The organism is Methylobacterium dankookense, from assembly GCF_902141855.1.
Lineage (GTDB): Bacteria > Pseudomonadota > Alphaproteobacteria > Rhizobiales > Beijerinckiaceae > Methylobacterium > Methylobacterium dankookense.
This window is the reverse complement of the sequence record NZ_CABFVH010000001.1, coordinates 346,313-364,384: the sequence shown is the minus strand read 5'-3', so window position 1 is coordinate 364,384 and position 18,072 is coordinate 346,313. Positions and strand designations below refer to the sequence as shown.

17 protein-coding genes are annotated in these 18,072 nt (G+C 71.4%); 5 read left to right on the top strand and 12 right to left on the bottom strand.

Annotated features, from left to right (window positions below; genetic code table 11):
• Positions 1-92: 92 nt before the first annotated feature.
• The 6 genes from parT to MTDSW087_RS01795 all read right to left on the bottom strand — a co-directional run bounded on the left by parT (position 93) and on the right by MTDSW087_RS01795 (position 6,684).
• On the bottom strand, positions 93-584 hold the full coding sequence (gene parT, locus MTDSW087_RS01820; RefSeq protein ID WP_144759297.1) for a type II toxin-antitoxin system Prs ADP-ribosylating toxin ParT: 492 nt from the start codon (positions 582-584) through the stop codon (positions 93-95).
• Positions 581-1,069, bottom strand: a complete 489-nt coding sequence (gene parS / locus MTDSW087_RS01815; protein ID WP_144759294.1) for a type II RES/Xre toxin-antitoxin system antitoxin — start codon at positions 1,067-1,069, stop codon at positions 581-583. The genes parT and parS overlap by 4 nt, the downstream gene beginning before the upstream one ends.
• A 75-nt stretch (positions 1,070-1,144) precedes the next feature.
• Entirely contained in the window at positions 1,145-2,140 is a 996-nt protein-coding gene (locus MTDSW087_RS01810; protein WP_144759291.1) for an FAD:protein FMN transferase, read from the bottom strand.
• Positions 2,137-4,215, bottom strand: a complete 2,079-nt coding sequence (locus tag MTDSW087_RS01805) for a 4Fe-4S binding protein (RefSeq protein WP_373321949.1) — start codon at positions 4,213-4,215, stop codon at positions 2,137-2,139. Before MTDSW087_RS01805 ends, MTDSW087_RS01810 begins: the two co-directional genes overlap by 4 nt.
• Before the next feature lie 226 nt (positions 4,216-4,441).
• Positions 4,442-5,449 carry a YVTN family beta-propeller repeat protein gene (locus MTDSW087_RS01800; RefSeq protein ID WP_144759286.1) on the bottom strand — a complete coding sequence of 336 codons (1,008 nt, stop codon included), beginning with the start codon at positions 5,447-5,449 and terminating at the stop codon, positions 4,442-4,444.
• Positions 5,446-6,684, bottom strand: coding sequence for an ABC transporter substrate-binding protein (locus MTDSW087_RS01795; RefSeq protein ID WP_144759283.1), 1,239 nt, complete (start codon positions 6,682-6,684; stop codon positions 5,446-5,448). Before MTDSW087_RS01795 ends, MTDSW087_RS01800 begins: the two co-directional genes overlap by 4 nt.
• Positions 6,685-6,919: 235 nt before the next feature.
• Between MTDSW087_RS01795 and pedF the strand changes: the two genes are divergently transcribed.
• From pedF to MTDSW087_RS01780, 3 genes are all read left to right on the top strand, one after another.
• Complete coding sequence (gene pedF, locus MTDSW087_RS01790; RefSeq protein WP_238178923.1) at positions 6,920-7,345, top strand: cytochrome c-550 PedF; 426 nt, start codon at positions 6,920-6,922, stop codon at positions 7,343-7,345.
• A 5-nt stretch (positions 7,346-7,350) separates the two neighbouring features.
• Positions 7,351-8,205: a substrate-binding periplasmic protein gene (locus MTDSW087_RS01785; protein WP_144759280.1), complete on the top strand. Its 855-nt coding sequence runs from the start codon at positions 7,351-7,353 to the stop codon at positions 8,203-8,205.
• A 418-nt stretch (positions 8,206-8,623) separates the two neighbouring features.
• A complete protein-coding gene (locus MTDSW087_RS01780; RefSeq protein WP_144759277.1) occupies positions 8,624-10,423 on the top strand; it encodes a PQQ-dependent methanol/ethanol family dehydrogenase in 1,800 nt (599 codons plus the stop codon).
• 162 nt (positions 10,424-10,585) lie between these two features.
• Here MTDSW087_RS01780 and MTDSW087_RS01775 read toward each other — a convergent pair whose 3' ends face one another.
• A complete protein-coding gene (locus tag MTDSW087_RS01775) occupies positions 10,586-10,921 on the bottom strand; it encodes a DUF167 domain-containing protein (protein WP_144759274.1) in 336 nt (111 codons plus the stop codon).
• A 206-nt stretch (positions 10,922-11,127) separates the two neighbouring features.
• Here MTDSW087_RS01775 and MTDSW087_RS01770 point away from each other — a divergent pair, with 206 nt between their 5' ends.
• Positions 11,128-12,519, top strand: coding sequence for a cytochrome P450 (locus MTDSW087_RS01770; protein ID WP_144759271.1), 1,392 nt, complete (start codon positions 11,128-11,130; stop codon positions 12,517-12,519).
• A 73-nt stretch (positions 12,520-12,592) separates the two neighbouring features.
• On the opposite strand, the gene minE is transcribed toward MTDSW087_RS01770, so the two are convergent.
• The 5 genes from minE to MTDSW087_RS01745 all read right to left on the bottom strand — a co-directional run bounded on the left by minE (position 12,593) and on the right by MTDSW087_RS01745 (position 17,412).
• Complete coding sequence (minE, locus tag MTDSW087_RS01765; RefSeq protein ID WP_144759268.1) at positions 12,593-12,880, bottom strand: cell division topological specificity factor MinE; 288 nt, start codon at positions 12,878-12,880, stop codon at positions 12,593-12,595.
• Positions 12,877-13,692: a septum site-determining protein MinD gene (gene minD / locus MTDSW087_RS01760; protein ID WP_144759265.1), complete on the bottom strand. Its 816-nt coding sequence runs from the start codon at positions 13,690-13,692 to the stop codon at positions 12,877-12,879. The genes minE and minD overlap by 4 nt, the downstream gene beginning before the upstream one ends.
• Positions 13,693-13,705: 13 nt before the next feature.
• A complete protein-coding gene (gene minC, locus MTDSW087_RS01755; RefSeq protein ID WP_144759526.1) occupies positions 13,706-14,305 on the bottom strand; it encodes a septum site-determining protein MinC in 600 nt (199 codons plus the stop codon).
• A gap of 251 nt (positions 14,306-14,556) precedes the next feature.
• Entirely contained in the window at positions 14,557-15,282 is a 726-nt protein-coding gene (minC, locus tag MTDSW087_RS01750) for a septum site-determining protein MinC (RefSeq protein ID WP_144759262.1), read from the bottom strand.
• Positions 15,283-15,417: 135 nt separating this feature from the next.
• Positions 15,418-17,412, bottom strand: coding sequence for a methyl-accepting chemotaxis protein (locus MTDSW087_RS01745; protein WP_144759259.1), 1,995 nt, complete (start codon positions 17,410-17,412; stop codon positions 15,418-15,420).
• 350 nt (positions 17,413-17,762) lie between these two features.
• Between MTDSW087_RS01745 and MTDSW087_RS01740 the strand changes: the two genes are divergently transcribed.
• Positions 17,763-18,065 (top strand): iron transporter, encoded by a 303-nt coding sequence (locus MTDSW087_RS01740; protein ID WP_144759256.1) that lies wholly within the window; start codon positions 17,763-17,765, stop codon positions 18,063-18,065.
• Positions 18,066-18,072 lie beyond the last annotated feature (7 nt).

Sequence of the window (18,072 nt, the reverse complement as noted above, 5' to 3'; positions counted from 1 at the left end):
CCGGTCGGATCTCATGGACTTATCGATCCCCTCCTGGCGGTGCGGAACGAAGGCCGGGCGAGATGGAAGGCGCGATCCATCCGCCGACCCGATCAGGGGCCGGACTTCCGATCAAGCCGCGGGTCGTACAGCCATTTTCGGACCTTGCGCGCGCTGATCCGTCCCGCGTCGGGATGCGCCGGATTGATGAGCACGTTCCATTCCTCGGGAACGACGATGGAGGGGACGAGAAGAAGTGCCGAGTGGTTGCCGCTCACCCAATTCGAACCGAACGATATGCTGACCCGTCCTGCCGGCTCGGCATCCCAGCCGATGTCGAGCGTCGCCGGATCCGCCACCGACGCCGCCGTCCAGATATCGGGCGGCACCTCGATTTCGACCAGAAACCGGTTGAGCGGCAGGCCACCGGCATTCAGGTGAACCAGGGTCTCAAGGCATGCGAGGGCGCGGCTGGTGGCCGCGTAGACCACCGCGACGCCGACCTCGTTCCACCGACCGCCGGAGAGCTTCGCCCCGGTGCCCGACATATCGTCGGCGGTGTAGGCCTTGGCATCGGTTCCGATGCGCCAGAGCGTCTGGCTCACGCATAAGCCCCACTCTGGATCTGAGCGAGCGCGCGCGACACCAGGGCCTGCCCTTCCATCGTGTCCAGAAGGTCGATCGGCCTGCCGCCGAGTGCGGGCAGCGGCTCGCGCAACCACCGGGACAGCCATTCCGGCGCGTCGAAACTCTCTTCGAAACCCTCCGTGGCTCCGGATTCCTCGATCATCGCTTCGAGTTGTCCCACGAGCTTGGCGAGACCGACGACACGTTCGCTCTCCTCGGCCGACAGGGTCTCGTCCCTGGCGGCCTTCTTGTTCACCGTGGCCGTCTTGAGATTGAGGGCGTCGAGCATCGCGCGCTGGTCGAGCTGCAACTCGGTGATGAACGTCTTGACCTTCCGGGCCGGCACACCGGACTTGATGAAGGCGATGCGGTCGAACGCGGAAGCCCTGTAGAGATCGACATACGGGAATGACCGCGCGCCCGATTCGCCCGCATCCCTGTGCCTGGCAACGGTCTTCGGCATGAGCTGCTCCTTTGAGCAGTAAGATAGCTCAAAGGAGCAGGATGCCAAGGTCGAAGTCGGGAATCCGCCCTCGGATCACACCTTCGCGGTGAACCGCACGGCGCAGCCCGCGTACCGCACCACCAGCGCCGCGCCCTTCTCCGGACCGAGCACGAAAGCCGCCGTGGAGAGGGCGTCGGCGAGGAGGCCGCTCGGGGCGGTCACCGTCACCGCCGAGAGCGCCTGGGGCGAGGTGCCGGTGGCGGGGTCGAAGATGTGGTGGTCGCGATGGTCCTCCGAGAACACGGTGGCGTCGTCGCCCGAGGTCGCGGCGAAGCCCGTGAAGGGCTCGATCACGGCGGCGAGGTCCCCGCCGCGCCGGGGGCCGCCGATGCCGAGGCGCCAGGGCGTGCCGTCCGCGTGGCGGCCGAGGGCGCCGAACTCGCCGGTATCCACGAAGGCGTCGGCGATGCCGTGCGCGGCGAGCGCCGCCAGCACCCGGTCGGCGGCGAAGCCCTGGACGAGCCCGTTCAGCGTCACGCCCATGCCGGGGCGGGCGAGGCGGATCGCGCCATCCCCGATCTCGACGCCGCGCCAGCCGACCCGGGCGACGGCCTCGGCGAGCGCCCGCGCGCCCGGCCGCTCGCCCCGCGCCGCCGTCTCGGACCAGAGGGTCCAGAGGGGCTGCACGGTCGGGTCGAAGGCGCCGCCGCTCGCTGCGGCTAGGTCGAGGGCGAAGCGGAGCTGCTCCACGAGGAGCGGATCGGGATCGGCAAGGCGGCCGTCGCGATTCAGCCGCGCCAGCGCGCTGTCCGGCCGGTAGAGGCTCGCCGCCGCCTCCACCGCGCGGATCGCCGCGACCCCTGCCCGGAAGGCCGGCTCGAGATCGGCGCCCTCCGCGCCGACCAGGGTGAGCGAGACCGTGGTGCCGAAGGCGAGGCCCGCCCGCGTGGCTGCCTGCCGCCCGTGTGCTCGCGCGAGCGCCCGCAGGGCCGCCGGGCCGGCGGCAAGGGCCGCGAGGGAGCCGAGCGCCCCGGCCAGGATGCGTCGCCGCTCGGGGGCCGGGCGCAGGCGGAAGCCGGACGCGGTCATTCGGCCGCCACCCTCTGCGGTGCGGTCCGGCGCGCGCGGCGCCGCGCCAGCACCTGCGGCACGCATTGCTTCGGGTCGTGGATGATCGTGACGCAATCCATGCACTGGAAGCACTCGGGATAGTCGATGCGGCCCGAGGGCGCGATCGCGCCGTAGCGGCAGCGCACCTTGCAGAGCTGGCAGGGCGAGCCGCATTCAGGCCTGCGCGGGATCCAATCGAGGAGGCGCAGGCGCCCGAGCACGGCGAGGCTCGCGCCGAGCGGACAGAGATAGCGGCAGAACCCCTTGTAGACGAAGAGGTTGAGGAGGATCAGCCCGAGCGCGTAGACCACGAAGGGCAGGCTGCGCAGGAAGTAGAGGGTGATCGCGGTCTTGAACGGCTCGGCCTCGGCGAGGCTGTCGGCGAGCGGCGAGCCGAGGGCAGCCGCCCCGAGGATGAGGGCGAGGAGGACGTATTTCGCCTGCCGCAGGGCCCTGTCGAGCGCGGGCGGCACGGCGACCTGCCGGATCCGCAGGGGCTTCGCCGCCAAGGCCGCGAATTCCTGCAGCGCGCCGAAGGGGCAGAGCCAGCCGCAGAAGGTGCCGCGCCCCCAGACGCCGAGCGTGACGATGACGAAGGCCCAGAGCAGGAGGGAGGGCGGATCGTAGAGCAGGAATCCGAGATCGCCCGTGTGGAACGCGGCGCGCACCAGTCCGACCACGGTGACGATCGAGAGCTGCGCCTGGGCGTACCAGCCGACGAAGCCGAGGGTGAAGGCGAGGAAGCCGAGGCGGAGCAGGGAGAACGGGCGGGCCTGCGCGACCAGCCCGCGCTGCCGGGCGAGGACCGGCACGAGCAGGCCCAGGGCTGCCGCGATCACGCCGAGCTCCCAGCCGCGCGCCCGCCAGGATTCGGTCCAGTCCGGCCCTGCATCCGGCGCCTGCCGGAGGAAGAGCTCCGGCGGCAGCGCGTAGTCCGTGCCGATCTCGCGGGCGATCTTCTCCGGCAAGATCTGCCCGCGCTCGCGGGTGAGCCGGAGCGCGAGCGTCCAGGAGGCCGAGGGGTCGAAGCCTGCGGCCTCGGTGATCTTCACGATGGTCCAGGGGCCGGCGGGGAGGGCGGGGGCGAGGTCGCGCCGCTCCCAGGCGGCGTCGCGGGCGTTCACGGCGAGGCCGCCCTGCTGGATCGTCAGGCGGTCGGGGATCGAGCCGAGCACGAAATCCTCGGGGATCGGGCTCCAGCGGCCGCTGCTCACCACCAGCACGGCATGGTCGCCCGGCCCGAGCTCGCGCATCAGCCGGGCGAAAGCGGCCTCGCCGAGGAGGTTGCGGCCGATGCTCGGGACGTTGAGATAGGCGATGCGCAGATCCGTGAAGGGCTCGTCGCCGGGATCGGCGTTCTCCACCCCCGTGCCCGCGAAGGCTTGGTCGGCCTGCGCCTGCGAGAGGGTGAAGCGCCGGATCCAGCCGCGCCGCTCCAGCTCCGCCACGGAGAGGGGCTCGAAATCGGGCTTCGCCTCGACGCGCAGGCCCGCCGGGCCGGCGCCGAAGCCGAGCTTGGCCCGCGCCACGGCGAGCGCGGCGGCGAGCATCGTCTCGTTGACGACCCGGGTCGAGGCGGTCGCCATCGAGATGCCGTCCACCGTGGTCGCCGGCGGGGCGCCGTTCGCCCGCGCCCCCGGCCGCCCGACCCGGATCGGGCGTTTGGCCGAGAGGCCGACATATTGCTCCACGAAGGCGAAGAGCGGCTCCGAGCCGAGGCCTTCCAGGAAGACCGGCTCGTGGTGGGAGAGCACCTTGGCGTCGCGGAAGCTGCCGTCGGGCGCCAGCGCGATCAGCAGGTTGGGCGGCGTGCCGCCGAAGCCCGGGATGCGGGCGAAGTCGATCGATTCGAAGGCGTAGGCGATGACCTCGTAGGAGCCGGCCTCCTGCTTCAGGATCGGCCAGACCGGGATCTTGTCGTCGCGCTCGCCCACCACGAGGGGGGTGGGGAAGTGGCGCTCGATGCCGGCCCGGTCGAGGGTGCCGGCAAGCGCCGGCACCGCCGCGACGAGGATGGCCCAGAGCGCGCCGATGAGCGGCCGGAGATGCCGCAGGCGGCTTCCGGGCGATCGGTTCGGTTCGCGACGGGCCTCTCCTCCCCACAGATCTCGGGGCTTGCCCGAGATCTGCCCTTGTCTGTCCAGATCGGGCAGGCCCGATCTGGATGGGGAGGAGCCGGAGGTGGGGGTGGTGCAGGAGGCACCGTCACGCCTCATCCTGAACCACCCCCACCCCTGACCCCTCCCCGCAAGGGGGAGGGGAAGCCTGCGTCGCTCAGCTTCACTCCGCTCTCCCGGCCGAGCGGTCTCCCGCCGAGGCCGGGCCGGGGCTCGGCCGCACGGCGGCGCCCCAGGGATAGCGCCCGACCTTCACGCTGCGGATCGCCTTGAGGCTCGCGGCGTCGATCACCGTGACGTCGCCGGAGACGCCGTTCGTGGTCACGAGCTGCGTGCCGCCCGGCAGCATGGCGAGGTGCCAGACCCGGCGCCCGACGAGGATGTAGCCCGTCACCTTGAAGCTCGCGGTGTCGACCACCGCGACGCGGTCGGAGGGGCCGAGCGCCACGAAGGCGGTGCGGCCATCCTCGGAGAGTGCGATGCCGACCGGCTGGATGCGGTCGGGCGAGACGCCTTTCACCTCGAACTCGATGGTGTGGGTGACCGTGCGGCTCGCCACGTCGATGACCGAGACCGTGCCGCCGATCTCCGAGGAGACCCACAGGGTCCTGCCGTCGCGGGTGAACTCGGCGTGGCGCGGGCGCTGGCCGACCGGGGTCGCGTCGGTGGCCTGGAGCGTCTTCGCGTCGATCCAGTGGACCATGTTGGTGGTCTCGGAGGTCGTCACCGCGAGCGACCCGTCCGGGCTCACCGCCATGCCCTCCGGCTCGATGCCGACATCCACCTGGGCGAGCACCTTGCGGCTCTCGGCATCGACCACGCTCGTCGTCGCGTTGTTCTCGTTGGCGATGAACAGGGTGCGCCCGTCCGGCGCCAGGGCGAACTGCTCCGGATCCTCGCCCGAGGGCAGGTTGTGCAGGAGCTTGCCCGTGTCGGGGTCGATCACCTGCACGGCGTCGGAATCGCTCGCGCAGACGAAGAGGCGGCGGCCGTCCTTCGAGAAGGTGAGGCCGCGCGGGCGCCGGCCCACGGGGAAGGTGCGTGCCACCTCCCAGGTCGCGCTGTCGATCACCGAGACGGTGTTGTCGCGCTCGTTCGAGACGAAGATCTCGTGCGCCCCCGCGCCCGATGCGGCGAGCAGGGCGAGGGCGAGGGTGGCTGTCCGGATCAATTCGATCCTCCGAAGGCGCGGCAGGCGCTCTCGGGCTGGTCGAGCCCGAGCGTGTCGAGTTCCGTGCGCCGGTGCAGGAAGCCCTCGACGGGAGCCGCCGCGACGACGGCGCCCGGCCAGAGCACGAAGACGGGCTGGCGCAACTGCCCGTTCCAGGCGCGGAAGCTCAGGGGGCGGCCCTTGAAGCCGCCGGTCTCGAACGTCTCGGAGAGGAGCAGGCGCCCGACCGCGGCGGGATCGGCGGATTTGAGCTGGGTCGCGGCCTGGGTGACCGCGTTGGCGGCCATCCAGCCGGCCCAGTCCACCGGGCGCATGTCGCGGCCGGCGAGCTTGGCGAAGCGCCCCTGGAGCTGCACCGCGCCCCAGGCCTCGACCGGGCGGCCCCAGGCGGCGGGGGTGAGCCCCTGCGTGCCGACCACGGGGCGGGGCGAGGCGGTGTTGTAGACGAGGCTCGCGCCGAACTCGGCCGTCTCATCCGCCACCGCCACCACGTCGTGCTCGGGGCCGCGGGTCACGGTCGCGAATTCGCGCAAGGCCGAATCGCGCAGATCCGCGCCGCGCGCGTCGAAGCTCGCCTCGGCGACGATGCGGGCGCCGAACTTCTTGGCGCTCCGGCGCAGGGCTTCGGCGTAGAGCGCGTCTCCGGGATTGGGACCGCTGACGAGCAGGATCTTCGTCCAGCGCTTGAAGGCGAGGAGTTGGACCAGCGCGTCCGCCAGCATGTCGCGGGAGGGCAGCACGTGGAGCAGGCGAGCCCGGCAATCGCGGTCACGCAAGCGGATGTCGGGCGCGCCGACGTTCAGCAGAACCGCCTCGCGCAGCTCCGGCGCGTCGGAGAGCGCCAGCACGTCCGCGGCCGGCGCGTTGACGATGACGAAGCGCGGGCTCTCCCCGGCCAGCGCCGTCCGCAGATCGGTGCCGGGATCCACCACCACCGGCTTGAGCGTGAAGGCCAGGCCGAGGAAGCGGCCGGTGGCGTTGCCGTCGCGCAGGCCGAGCTCCGCCCCGCGCAGGCCCTCGTCGTCGGGGATCGGCGGCTCGTTGTTGAGCGGCGTCGGCCGCTCGACCCGCCGCTCGACGTAGTGGATCACCAGGGGCGGCGGGGGCTCGGCGCGGGCCGGGCCGGCTAGGCAGGCGGCGAGCACCGGCAGCGCGAGCCGGAACAGGCGCGCCGTCCGGCCCGGCCCGGTCGAGCCCGGCCCGCGGCATGCCGCGAGGTCGGTGCGCGCGCGCATCCTGCCCTGCTTTCCGTTTCCACCCATGGGTCGGGTCGGGCCCGACGCTCAAGGGCCGGAGCATAGGAGCCGCGGGAGGCCCCCCGGTATTGGACCAATGTCCGAGGCCGGAAGCCTGGAACCGTACCAAAGCACAATGGGTCGCCGGGGAGGCCCTTGTTACCGTCCTGCCCAATCGCCGCGCCCCGCCGACAGGGGCGTGCCCGGCTCGTCCAGAAGCCGATCGGGAGGAAACATGACGAAGACGATGAGGCTCCGGCTGGCGGGCGGCATGCTGCTCGGGCTCGCGCTCGCCGGAGGCGCCTTCGCCCACGGCGACGTGCAGCCCCAGCCCGTCGCCACCGACGGCCTGGACTCGCTCGGCGCGGACTGGAAGGCCGAGAACCCCTATCGCGGCAACGCCAAGGCCGTCGCCATCGGCGATTCCGGCTTCAACCAGAACTGCGCCCGCTGCCACGGCCTGCAGGTGATCTCCGGCGGCCTCGCGCCCGACCTGCGCTACCTGCCGACCGGCAAGGAGGGCGACGAGTACTTCGTCGAGCGCGTGCGCCACGGCGCGACCATCAACGGGGTGACCAAGATGCCGGCCTTCGAGGGCATCCTCTCGCAGGAGGCGCTCTGGGCGATCCGCACCTACATCGAAGCCAAGCACGAAGAGTAGGGCCGATGTCCCGGCTCACCCGACGCGGCGTCCTCGGCGGCCTCGCGGCTCTCGCCGCGGGGCCTGCCTTCGCGCGACCCCTCGACGAGGTCACGGGCTCGGGCACCCTGCGCGTCGCGCTCTACGCCGAGAACGCGCCCTTCTCGGACCTGCGCGACGGCAAGCCCGTCGGCATCGACGTGGACGTGGCGCGGGCGGTCGCCAAGGCGCTCAAGGTCGCCCTCGACCTGCGCCTCGTCGATGCGGGCGAGAACGTCGACGGCGATTTCCGCCTGAACCTGTGGCGGGGCGACCTCGCCGGCAGCCCGCTCGCCGACCTGATGCTGCACGTGCCCAACGACAAGATGCTGGGCATGCGCAACGAGCAGATCTTCCTGGTGCGGCCCTATTTCGAGCAGCGCCTCGCCTTCGCGTGGCGGCGCGACGCCATGGAGGGCTTCGAGAGCTTTCAGGACATCCAGGGGCGCAGCGTCGCGGTGGAGGGCAACAGCGCCTCCGACATGCAGCTCCTCATGGCCGAGGGCGGGCGCTACCGGGAGAACCTGAAGCACTTCCGCAACCAGGAGGATGCGGCCAAGGCCTACCTCGCCGGCGAGGCGCAGATCCTGGCCGGCACGCGGGCGGGCATCGAGGCCGCGCTCGCGGCCGCCAAGGCATCGCCGGAGGCGAATCCGGTGGTCGAGCTGGCTCTGACCGGCCTGGTGAAGTCGCGCTGGGATCTCGGCGGCGCGGTCCGCACCGATTCGCGCGACCTCGGCTACGCGGTCGGCGACGCGCTCGCCGCCCTGATCGAGGGCGGCGGCCTGAAGGAGATCTGCGCCCGCTACGGCGTGACCGACAGCGCGCCGACCGGGTTCTGAGCGTTTGTTCAAAGGGGGGCGGGGCCTCGCCCCGATCGCGATGTGCCCCCTCTCCCGTTCGGGAAAGGGCTGGGGTGGCGGGGTAGAACGCTCCGGAGGGCGCGCGACGGTCCGCGATGGGCCTCTCCTCCCCGCAAGGGGGAGGGAACCCGCGTCTCCTCCTGCTGCGCGGAGATGTACTTCAGCTCGAGAGCGGCGAACCTCAAGATCTGCCAAGTCCTGCGCCCGGGTTTCCACAGCGGAGACCCGGGATACTTCCGTATTGCAGCCTGTTTGTGCAGTGCAGCAATTCTTATCTTGGACTTATGGCCAATAACCGCCGGCCCGCCGTCTGGCTAGGTTTCGCGCCGGGGCAAGCCGCCAGACGAACGCGCCAGCACGAGCGCCGGCGTCCCGGAACGATCGAGGAGGAAAACCCATGACGGTGCGGAACCGGTTCCTCGCGGCGGTGGGGGCGGCTGCGCTCCTGGCCGGCGCGTCCCACGCCTACGCGGCGCCGGAGGCGAAGGCCGACACGGCGGCGGCCGGCGGTGGCGTGAGCGAGCAGGCGATCCTGAACGACGCCAAGACGACCGACGACGTCGTCACCTACGGCCTCGGCCCGCAGGCCCAGCGCTACAGCCCGCTCAAGGCCATCACCAAGGAGACGATCCAGGGCCTCGTGCCGGCCTACTCGTTCTCCTTCGGCGGCGAGAAGCAGCGCGGCCAGGAGAGCCAGCCGCTCGTCAAGGACGGCGTGCTCTACGTCACCGGCTCCTACTCGCGCATCTACGCGATCAACTCCCGCACCGGCGAGAAGATCTGGGAGTACAACGCCCGCTTGCCCGAGGGCATCCTGCCCTGCTGCGACGTGGTCAACCGCGGCGCCGCGCTGTTCAAGGACAAGGTCTATTTCGGCACGCTCGATGCCAAGATGATGGCCCTCGACGCCAAGACCGGCAAGGTCGTGTGGCGCAAGGACATCGACGACTTCAAGGCCGGCTACAGCTACACCGCCGCCCCGCTGATCGTGAAGGGCAAGATCATCACCGGCGTGTCGGGCGGCGAGTTCGGCATCGTCGGCCGCATCGAGGCCCGCGACGCCGAGACCGGCGAGATCGTCTGGAAGCGCCCCGTCATCGAGGGCCATATGGGCGAGCTCAACGGCAAGCCCTCGACCATGACCGGCAAGGTCAACGAGTCCTGGCCCGGCGACATGTGGAAGTATGGCGGCGGTGCCACCTGGCTCGGCGGCACCTACGACCCGGAGACGGATCTCGTCTATTTCGGCACCGGCAATCCGGGCCCGTGGAACTCGGCGCTGCGCCCGGGCGACAACAAGTGGTCGGCCTCCCGCCTCGCGCTCAACCCCGATACCGGCGAGATCGTCTGGGGCTTCCAGACCACGCCGCATGACGGCTGGGACTTCGACGGCGTGAACGAGTTCGTGCCCTTCGATCTGCAGAAGGACGGCAAGACGATCAAGGCCGGCGCCACCGCCGACCGCAACGGCTTCTTCTACGTCCTCGACCGCACCAACGGGAAGTTCCTCGGCGCCTCGCCGTTCGTGGAGAAGATCAACTGGGCCAAGGGCATCGATAAGGACGGCCGCCCGATCTACGACGACGCCTTCCGCCCCGGCGACCCGACGAAGTCCGAGGACGGCAAGAAGGGCAAGACCGTGTTCGCGGTGCCGAGCTTCCTCGGTGGCAAGAACTGGATGCCGATGGCCTACAGCCCGGACACCAAGCTGTTCTACGTCCCCTCGAACGAGTGGGGCATGGATATCTGGAACGAGCCGGTGAACTACAAGAAGGGCGCCGCCTATCTCGGTGCCGGCTTCACCATCAAGCCGGTCTTCGAGGACCATATCGGCTCGCTCAAGGCGATCGACCCGGCCACCGGCAAGGTGGTGTGGAACTACAAGAACAAGGCGCCGCTCTGGGGCGGCATCCTGACCACCGGCGGCAACCTCGTCTTCGCCGGCACGCCCGAGGGCTTCCTGAAGGCCTTCGACGCCAAGACCGGCGAGGAGGTGTGGAAGTTCCAGGTCGGCACCGGCATCGTCGCCTCGCCGATCACCTGGGAGCAGGACGGCGAGCAGTGGGTCGGCGTCGCGGCCGGCTGGGGCGGCGCGGTCCCGCTCTGGGGCGGCGAGGTGGCGAAGTCCACCGCCGGCATCAACCAGGGCGGCAGCTTCTGGGCCTTCAAGCTTCCGAAGAAGCTCGCCGCAAAGTGAGACGTGGCCCGCGCCGGCATTCCGATGCCGGCGCGGGCACGGGTGACGGGCGGTCCTCGCGGCGCGCCCGACCTCGGGGACGGATGGCCGTGAGGCCGCCGTCCCGTTTTCGTTCGCGCATTGTCCGCGGACGTGGTCGCCGGTTCCGTGAAAGATGATGCTCTATCCGAGCAGCGCGTCGAGCCGGGCGGCGATCGTCGGCCCGTCCCCTGAGAGCCGCACGATCTTCAGCCGCGCCGTCTCGCCGGAGAGGATCGAGACGTCACCCTTGCGCAGGTCGAGGGCCGCCGCGAGGAACCGGACGAGGGCCGCGTTGGCGGCGCCGTCCACGGGCGGTGCGGCGAGCCGGATCGCGAGGGCCGCGCGCCCCTCCGCATCGGCCACGAGCCCGGTGATGGCCTCCCGCCCGCCCCGCGGCGTGACCCGGACCGCGAGGCGCAGGCCCTCCCCGTCGATCCGGTAGGGCCGGCCCGCCTCGCCGGTCGTCGCCTGGGCCATCCGCTCCCGTCCCCGCCTGCGCCGCGATGTCCGGCGGCTGCCGTGTTTACACCTGCCCGACCCTCCGGCATCAAGCGGGCGGCCCGGGGGGCGGCCGAGCGCGGTGCGATCGGTCGGGCCTCGACGTTCGTTGCTTTCTCGTGTCGCCTCGCGCCGGGCCGGGTTCCGCCCCGGCGGCGGGCGCGCGACGGCGCCTGGAGACGGCCATGGATGCAATCGAGGCAACGCGCGCCGCGCCGCTCGTGGTGCCGCCGCGGCGCGAGCCGCCCGAGCGGGAGCCCTCGCTCGGCTCCTACATGCGCTCGATCCGCGACAACGCGCTGCTCGGCTGGCCGCGCAGGACCTACGAGGAGCCGGTCACCCAGCGGCGGATCCTCGGCCGGACCAGCTTCACGGTGAGCGATCCGGACGCGATCCGGCGCGTCCTCGTGGACAACCAGGCGAACTACGCGCGCACCTCCGGCTCGGTGCGCATCCTGCGGCCGGTGCTCGGCGACGGGCTCCTGATCAGCGAGGGCGCGGCCTGGCGCCACCAGCGCCGGGCGCTCGCGCCGGCCTTCACCCCGAAGGCGATCGACGGCCTTGCCGGCCACATCGCCTCCTCGGTGGAGGACGGGCTCGCCGATCTCGACGCCGAGGCGGCGGCGGGTCCGGTGCAGCTCTTCGCCTTCCTGCACCGCCTCGCCCTCGAGATCGCCGGGCGGAGCATGTTCTCGGTGGCGATGGAGAGCCACGGGCCCGAGCTGCGCCGCTTCATCGCCGAGTACTCGGTGCGGCTCGGCCGGCCGCACCTGCTCGACATCCTGATCCCCCTGCGCTGGCCGGCGCCGCTCGACCTGCCGCGCGCCCTGTTCCGGCGGCGCTGGACGCCCTTCCTCGACCGGATCATCGCGGCCCGCGCCGCGGAGGCGGCCCCGCGCGAGGCGCGCGACCTGCTCGACCTGCTGCTCGCCGTGCGCAACCCCGAGACGGGGGCGGCCTTCAGCTACGCGGAGATCCGCGATCAGGTCGCCACCATGATCCTGGCCGGGCACGAGACGACGGCGGTCGCCCTGTTCTGGGCCCTCTACCTGCTCGCCCTCGACCCCGCGACCCAGGAGCGCGTCGCGGCGGAGGCGCGGAGCGCCGACCTGCGCCAGCCCGCGGGCTGCGCCGGTGACGGGCGGCTGCCGCTGACCCGCGCGGTGGTGGACGAGACGCTGCGCCTCTACCCGCCCGCCTTCCTGGTGGTGCGCCGGGCGCTCCAGGCCGACACCATCGCCGGCCATGCGATCGCGGCGGGCGACATCGTGATGATCCCGCCCTGGGTGCTGCACCGGCACCGGAAGCTCTGGCAGGACCCAGACGCCTTCGATCCGGCCCGCTTCCTGCCCGGCGCCCCGGCGGTGCCGCGCTACGCCTACCTGCCCTTCGGCGTCGGCCCGCGGGTCTGCATCGGGGCCCAGTTCGCCCTCACGGAGGCGGTGCTGGCGCTGGCGCGCATCGTCGGCCGCTTCCGCATATCGCTGGCGGAGGAGGGCCCGGTCCTGCCGCTCGCCGTGGTGACGACCCAGCCCGAGCACGCGCCCCCGTTCCGGCTGGAGCGGCGACCCGCCTGACCCGGCCGCGCGAACGGAAAAACCCGCGGATCATACCGATCCGCGGGTGTCAGGCCGTCCGGTTCGAGGCCATTCAGGCGGCCTTCTTCTCCTTCTCCGCCGCGAGCTTCGCGGCGGAGGAGAGGGGGAGCTCGATGTCGACGCCCAGCGTCGAGACGCCCTCGCCGCGGTCGAGGGTGATCTTCACCTTGTCGCGCTCGACCGAGACGTGCTTGGCGATCACCTCGAGGATCTCCTCGCGCAGGGTGATCACGAGGTCCGGGCGCCCGTTCTCCGCGCGCTCGTGAGCCAGGATCAGTTGCAGGCGCTCGCGGGCTACCGCGCTGGACGAGCGCTTGCCGAAGAGGTTCCGCAACGTCATGCCGCCCTCCGCATGAAGATCTTGTCCAGGAAGGACTTGCGCTCGGTGGGCATCGCCATCGGCACGGTCTCGCCCTTCAGGCGGCGGGCCGCGTCGGCATAGGCGCGGGCCGGGGCGCAGAGCGGGTTGTTGAGGGTGACCGGGCAGCCGACGTTCGAGGCCTTCAGAACCTCCTGGCTCTCCGGGATGATGGCGAGCAGCGGGATCGAGAGGATCTCCAGCACGTCCTCGGTCTTCAGCATGTCGCCGCGATCGGCCCGGGCGGGGTCGTAGCGGGTGAGGATCAGGTGCTTCTCGACGCTCTCGCCCTTCTCCGCCTTGACCGTCTTCGAGTCGAGGAGGCCGATGATCCGGTCGGAGTCGCGCACCGAGGAGACCTCGGGGTTCGTCACCACCACGGCGACGTCCGCGTGGCGCATGGCGAGCTGGGCGCCGCGCTCGATGCCGGCCGGGCTGTCGCAGATCACCCAGTCGAACTTCTCGCGCAGCTCCTCCATCACCCGGGAGACGCCCTCGTCGGTGAGCGCGTCCTTGTCGCGGGTCTGCGAGGCCGGGAGCAGGTGCAGCGTGTCGAGACGCTTGTCCTTGATCAGGGCCTGCGGGAGCTTCGCGTCGCCGTTGACCACGTTGATGAGGTCGTAGACCACCCGGCGCTCGGCACCCATGATCAGGTCGAGGTTGCGCAGGCCGACGTCGAAGTCGACGACGCAGACGCTCGAACCGCCCTGCGCCAGGGCTGCCCCGAGGGCAGCCGTGGTGGTCGTCTTGCCGACACCGCCCTTGCCCGATGTCACGACGAGAACCTTTGCCATTCTCGTGTCCTCCTCAATCCAAGCTTGCCATTCGGATAGCGCCGCCATCGAGCCAGATCTGCGCGGGTCGACCCCGCAGATGCGTCCCCATGTCCTCGGCCGTGCGGACGAGGCGGTCGATCCCGAGCAGTTCGGGCTCGAACTTGCGGCAACAGATGCGGGCGCGGGGGTTGCGGGCAGCGCCGGCGATGGCGCGGCCCCGCAGGGCGCCGTAGATGTGGATGGAGCCGCCGGCCAGGATCTCGGCTCCGGAGGAGACCGAGCCCATCACCGTGACGTCCCCGGTGCGGTGGACGATCGACTGGCCGGAGCGCACCGAGCCCTCGATGGTGAGGGAGGTGGTCTCGGGCTCGGTCGGGATCACCGGCAGGTCGAGCGTCTGGGTCGGCCGGCCGTTCGCGAGGAGCGGCGGCATTCCGTCGTCGCCCGCCTCCGCGCCCTCGAGGCCGAGGATGCGGATGCGCCGCTGGCGCAGGTCGGCGAGCAGCGCGCGCAGCGCGTCGGGCTCCGGCTTCAGGGCGGCGACGTCGAGGATGATCGCGCGGCCGTCGAACAGGGTCGGCGACCGCTTGAGCGCCGCATCGAGGCCCGCGAACCAATCGGAAAGCGGCATCTCGGGGGTCAGCGCCAGCGCCTTGAAGGCGCGCCCGCGCAGGGCGGGAAGGCGGGGCGGGGGAGAGTCCGGAAGAGTGGGGCTGGTCACGGCTCAACGATTCCTTACCGGATCATTGACGACCGTTATGGTTACCGAAGGGTTAAGGTTTCGGATCCTGTGCGCATTTCATGCGCGGATCCTGGGATCCCGGTGTCAGATCAAGTCGAGCCTCGGCAGAACACCGCAAGACATGCTTCCGCGGCGGGTGATCAGGCCCGGTCGAGCTTCGCCAGCAGGATCGCGTCGTCCACGAGGCGCACCTCCACCGCCTGGCCCTGGAAGGCCGGATCGAGGTCGTCGGCCGCCTTGTAGAGCCCGTCGATCGCCACGAGTTCCGGCTCGAAGCGGCGGCACCAGATCCGGGCCTGCGGATTGCCGGAGACGCCGGCCACGGCGCGTCCGCGCAGGGTGCCGTAGATGTGGATCGAGCCGCCCGCGATCACCTCGGCGCCGGAGGCGACGGCGCCCATCACGACCACGTCGCCTTCCGTATGCAGGATCGTCTGGCCCGAGCGCACGGGCGCGTCGAGGATCAGCGAGCGGGCCGGCGGGGGCGGGGCGGCCGGCGTCGCGGGCTCCGGCGCGGTCTCGGCATCGGGCGCCGGGACCTCGCCCGAGGGGCGCCCGCCCGAGAGGGCAGGGGGAAGCCCCGGGCCGAGCACGCCCTCGGGAGCGCCCTCGACGCCGAGGATGGTGATCGAGCGCTGCCCGAGATCGGCGACCAGCTCCTCGAGGTCTTCCCGCGTCAGGCGCAGGCCCGCGAGGTCGAGGATCACGGGGCGGCCGGCGAAGAAGGAGGGGGCGCGGGCTTTGACGGCGTCGAGTTCTGCCAGCCAGTCGGCGACCGGGGGCAGGGGGGCGAGCACCGTCGCCATGAAGGAGCGGCCGCGGAAGCGGATCGGGGGCCGGGCCGGTCGGGCGCTGGTCTGGGTCACGGGGCGTCAAGTATCGGAGGGAACGGCTGTTCCGTCCATGCGCCCCGCGCGGCCGAAGGGCAATCCTGGGACCCCGGATCCGCGCATTCTGCCGACAGGTTGGGCGGGACAGCGCGTCCCGCCCAACCCGAGACCTCACGCCGCCTGGATGTCGCGCAGGAAGTCGTCGACCTCGCGCTTCACGTTCAGCGACTGGGTCGCGAGTTCGGCTGCCGCCGACAGGACCTGCGCCGCCGCGCCGCCGGTCTCGCCCGCCGAGGCGAGGACCTGCGCCACGTTGGCCGAGACGTCCTGCGTGCCCAGCGCCGCCTGGCCGGCATTGCGCGAGATCTCCTGCGTCGCCGCCGCCTGCTGCTCGACGGTGGCCGCGATCGTGCCCGAGATCTCGTTGATCGCGCCGATCGTCTGGTCGATCTGCCGGAGAGCCGCGACGGCCTCGGCGGTGGCGGCCTGGATCGCCGTGATGTGGGCGCCGACCTCCTCGGTCGCCTTGGCTGTCTGCCCGGCCAGGACCTTGACCTCGGAGGCGACCACCGCGAAGCCCTTGCCGGCATCGCCCGCGCGCGCCGCCTCGATGGTGGCGTTGAGCGCCAGCAGGTTGGTCTGGCCGGCGATGCCCGCGATGGTGGTGACGGCGTTGCCGATCTGCTCGGCCGCGGCGCCGAGGCGGCTCATCGCGGTGTTGGAGGCCTCCGCCTCGCGGGCCGCGTTCCCCGCCACCTCGTGCGAGCGCCGCACCTGCCGCTCGATCTCGGCGAGCGAGGAGACCATCTCCTCCGCCGCCGCCGCCACGGTCTGCACGTTGGCCGAGGTCTCCTCGGCCGCCGCGCTCGAAGCCATGGCCTGGCTGTTGGTGCTGTCGGCCACGCCGTTCATCGAGCGGGCGGTGGCGTCGAGTTCGGTCGCGGCCGAGGTGACCACTTCGAGGGAGGCCGCGACCCGGCCCTGGAAGCCGCGCACGAGCTGGTCGACCCGGTCGGCCCGGCGCTGGCGGGCGGATTGCTGCGCGGCCTGCTCGGCTTCGAGCGCGATCCGCGCGATGGCGTTGCGGCGGAACACGTCCACCGCCTTGGCCATCTCGCCCATCTCGTCCCGCGCACCCTGCGCCGGGATCTCCACCGCAGTATCGCCCTCGGCGAGGCGGCGCATGGCCCCGGTCATCCCGGCGATCGGCCCGATGATGCTGCGGCCGATCAGGACGGCGAGCGCCGAGCCGACGACGAGCGCCGCCGCGATCAGGCCGAGCAGCATCATCCGCGCGGTCGAGGCACCCCGATCCGTGGCGGCGGCGAGTTCGGTGGTTGCGGTGTCGATCAGGCGGCGCGCCGTGAGGGCGGTGCGCTCGATCTCGGTGGTCTGCGGCAGGATGGCGGTATCGAAGACCGATCCGGTCTCGGCGAGGGCGCCCGTACTCGCCTTGAACGCGTCGGCATAGGTGGCGGTTGCGGCCTCGAGCTTGGCCAGATCCCTGGCGAACTGGCCGCGCCCATCGGCCTCGCGCAGGCGCTTGAGCGCCGCCTCCGCCTTCACGCGCTGAGCGGCGAAGCCCTTCGGCCCTTCGGGATCGTGCGTGGCGAAGGAGCGCCAGTTCGCCACCCGGAGCAGCAGGATCGCACTCTCGGCGGCGGCGGCCGGGCCTGCCAGAGCCTCGACATCGGCCGCGCGGATCTGCGCGAGCAGCTCGTTGGTGGCGCGCGTCAGAGAATCGCCCGTGGCGAAGAGCCTGCTCCGCTCCTCCACGGCCGTCCGGCCGATGCGGCTGAGCGATTCCAGCGGCGCCTTGAGGGCCTCGGCCCGGTCGCGGACCATCGTGTAGACGGCGCGCCGCTCCGCGACCTGGGCGATCTGGACCTGGCGCTGCGCCAGGGAGACCATCTCCTGGCGGTACGTCTCCGCGATCCGGAGGTTGTCGTCGCTGAGCGAGTTCCGGAACTCGGTGGCCTGCCCCTTCAGAAGCTCGGAGAGGGCGTTGATCCGGGCGACGTTGCGGGATCCCTCGTGAAAGATGCCGAGGCGCTCGAACTGCCCGACGCTCGTCTCGAGCTGATAATAGGCCGTTCCGCCGAGGAGCCCGGAAACGACGACCAGACTGGCGAAGCCCGCATAGAGCCGCGCGCGAATGCTGAGCATTGGAAAGTTCCGTTTAGTGAATGCTGCATTCAAATCATCGTTTATAAAGGTTAACGAGGTGATGAGTTTGATCGTTTTTCTGTTATTGCAACTGAATTTAATTCATTAAATCACAGGTTGTTCTTTTGAGCGCCATCTGGACAAGCAGCACGTTCGAAGGCAGGCGATCATCCGTCCCCTGATCATGCTAAGCCATTGCTCAGGCTGGAATGATTCCGAAACATAGCGATTGCGCCGCAAGGCCCGGCGCGGCTACCTCGCGCCATGTCGATCCTGATCGCCGAGCCTGGCTCGAACCCGCCGCATCGACCCCGATCCATCCATGTCGCTTCCGGTCGGGGAGACGGCGCGTGAGCGCCCGGTCGGTCGGCTCGCGCTACCGCGCGGCGGTGCTAGGGCGCGTGCTGCTCGCCGCGCTCGGCGGCTACGCGGTGGCAGCCCTGGCGACAGGGCTCCTTGCCCTCGTCCTGCCGATGCCGCGCTCGGAGGCGGTGGTGACCGCGACGCTCCTCAGCTTCACCGTGATGGTCGCGGTGGTGGTCGGCGTGTTCGCCATGCGCAGCCTCGGCCGGGCCGCCCTGCTCGTCGGGGGCCTCGCGCTGCCGCTCGGCGCCGGGTTGTGGCTGGCGCAGGCGCTCGCGGGCGCGGCCTGATCCGGGG

Coding starts and splice junctions, on each gene's coding strand:
- MTDSW087_RS01785 (WP_144759280.1), top strand. CDS start 7,351: ATGTCCCGGCTCACCCGACGCGGCGTCCTCGGCGGCCTCGCGGCTCTC.
- MTDSW087_RS01780 (WP_144759277.1), top strand. CDS start 8,624: ATGACGGTGCGGAACCGGTTCCTCGCGGCGGTGGGGGCGGCTGCGCTC.
- MTDSW087_RS01810 (WP_144759291.1), bottom strand. CDS start 2,140: ATGACCGCGTCCGGCTTCCGCCTGCGCCCGGCCCCCGAGCGGCGACGC.
- minE (WP_144759268.1), bottom strand. CDS start 12,880: ATGACGTTGCGGAACCTCTTCGGCAAGCGCTCGTCCAGCGCGGTAGCC.
- MTDSW087_RS01745 (WP_144759259.1), bottom strand. CDS start 17,412: ATGCTCAGCATTCGCGCGCGGCTCTATGCGGGCTTCGCCAGTCTGGTC.
- minC (WP_144759526.1), bottom strand. CDS start 14,305: ATGCCGCTTTCCGATTGGTTCGCGGGCCTCGATGCGGCGCTCAAGCGG.
- MTDSW087_RS01775 (WP_144759274.1), bottom strand. CDS start 10,921: ATGGCCCAGGCGACGACCGGCGAGGCGGGCCGGCCCTACCGGATCGAC.
- MTDSW087_RS01795 (WP_144759283.1), bottom strand. CDS start 6,684: ATGCGCGCGCGCACCGACCTCGCGGCATGCCGCGGGCCGGGCTCGACC.
- parS (WP_144759294.1), bottom strand. CDS start 1,069: ATGCCGAAGACCGTTGCCAGGCACAGGGATGCGGGCGAATCGGGCGCG.
- pedF (WP_238178923.1), top strand. CDS start 6,920: ATGACGAAGACGATGAGGCTCCGGCTGGCGGGCGGCATGCTGCTCGGG.
- minD (WP_144759265.1), bottom strand. CDS start 13,692: ATGGCAAAGGTTCTCGTCGTGACATCGGGCAAGGGCGGTGTCGGCAAG.
- MTDSW087_RS01770 (WP_144759271.1), top strand. CDS start 11,128: ATGGATGCAATCGAGGCAACGCGCGCCGCGCCGCTCGTGGTGCCGCCG.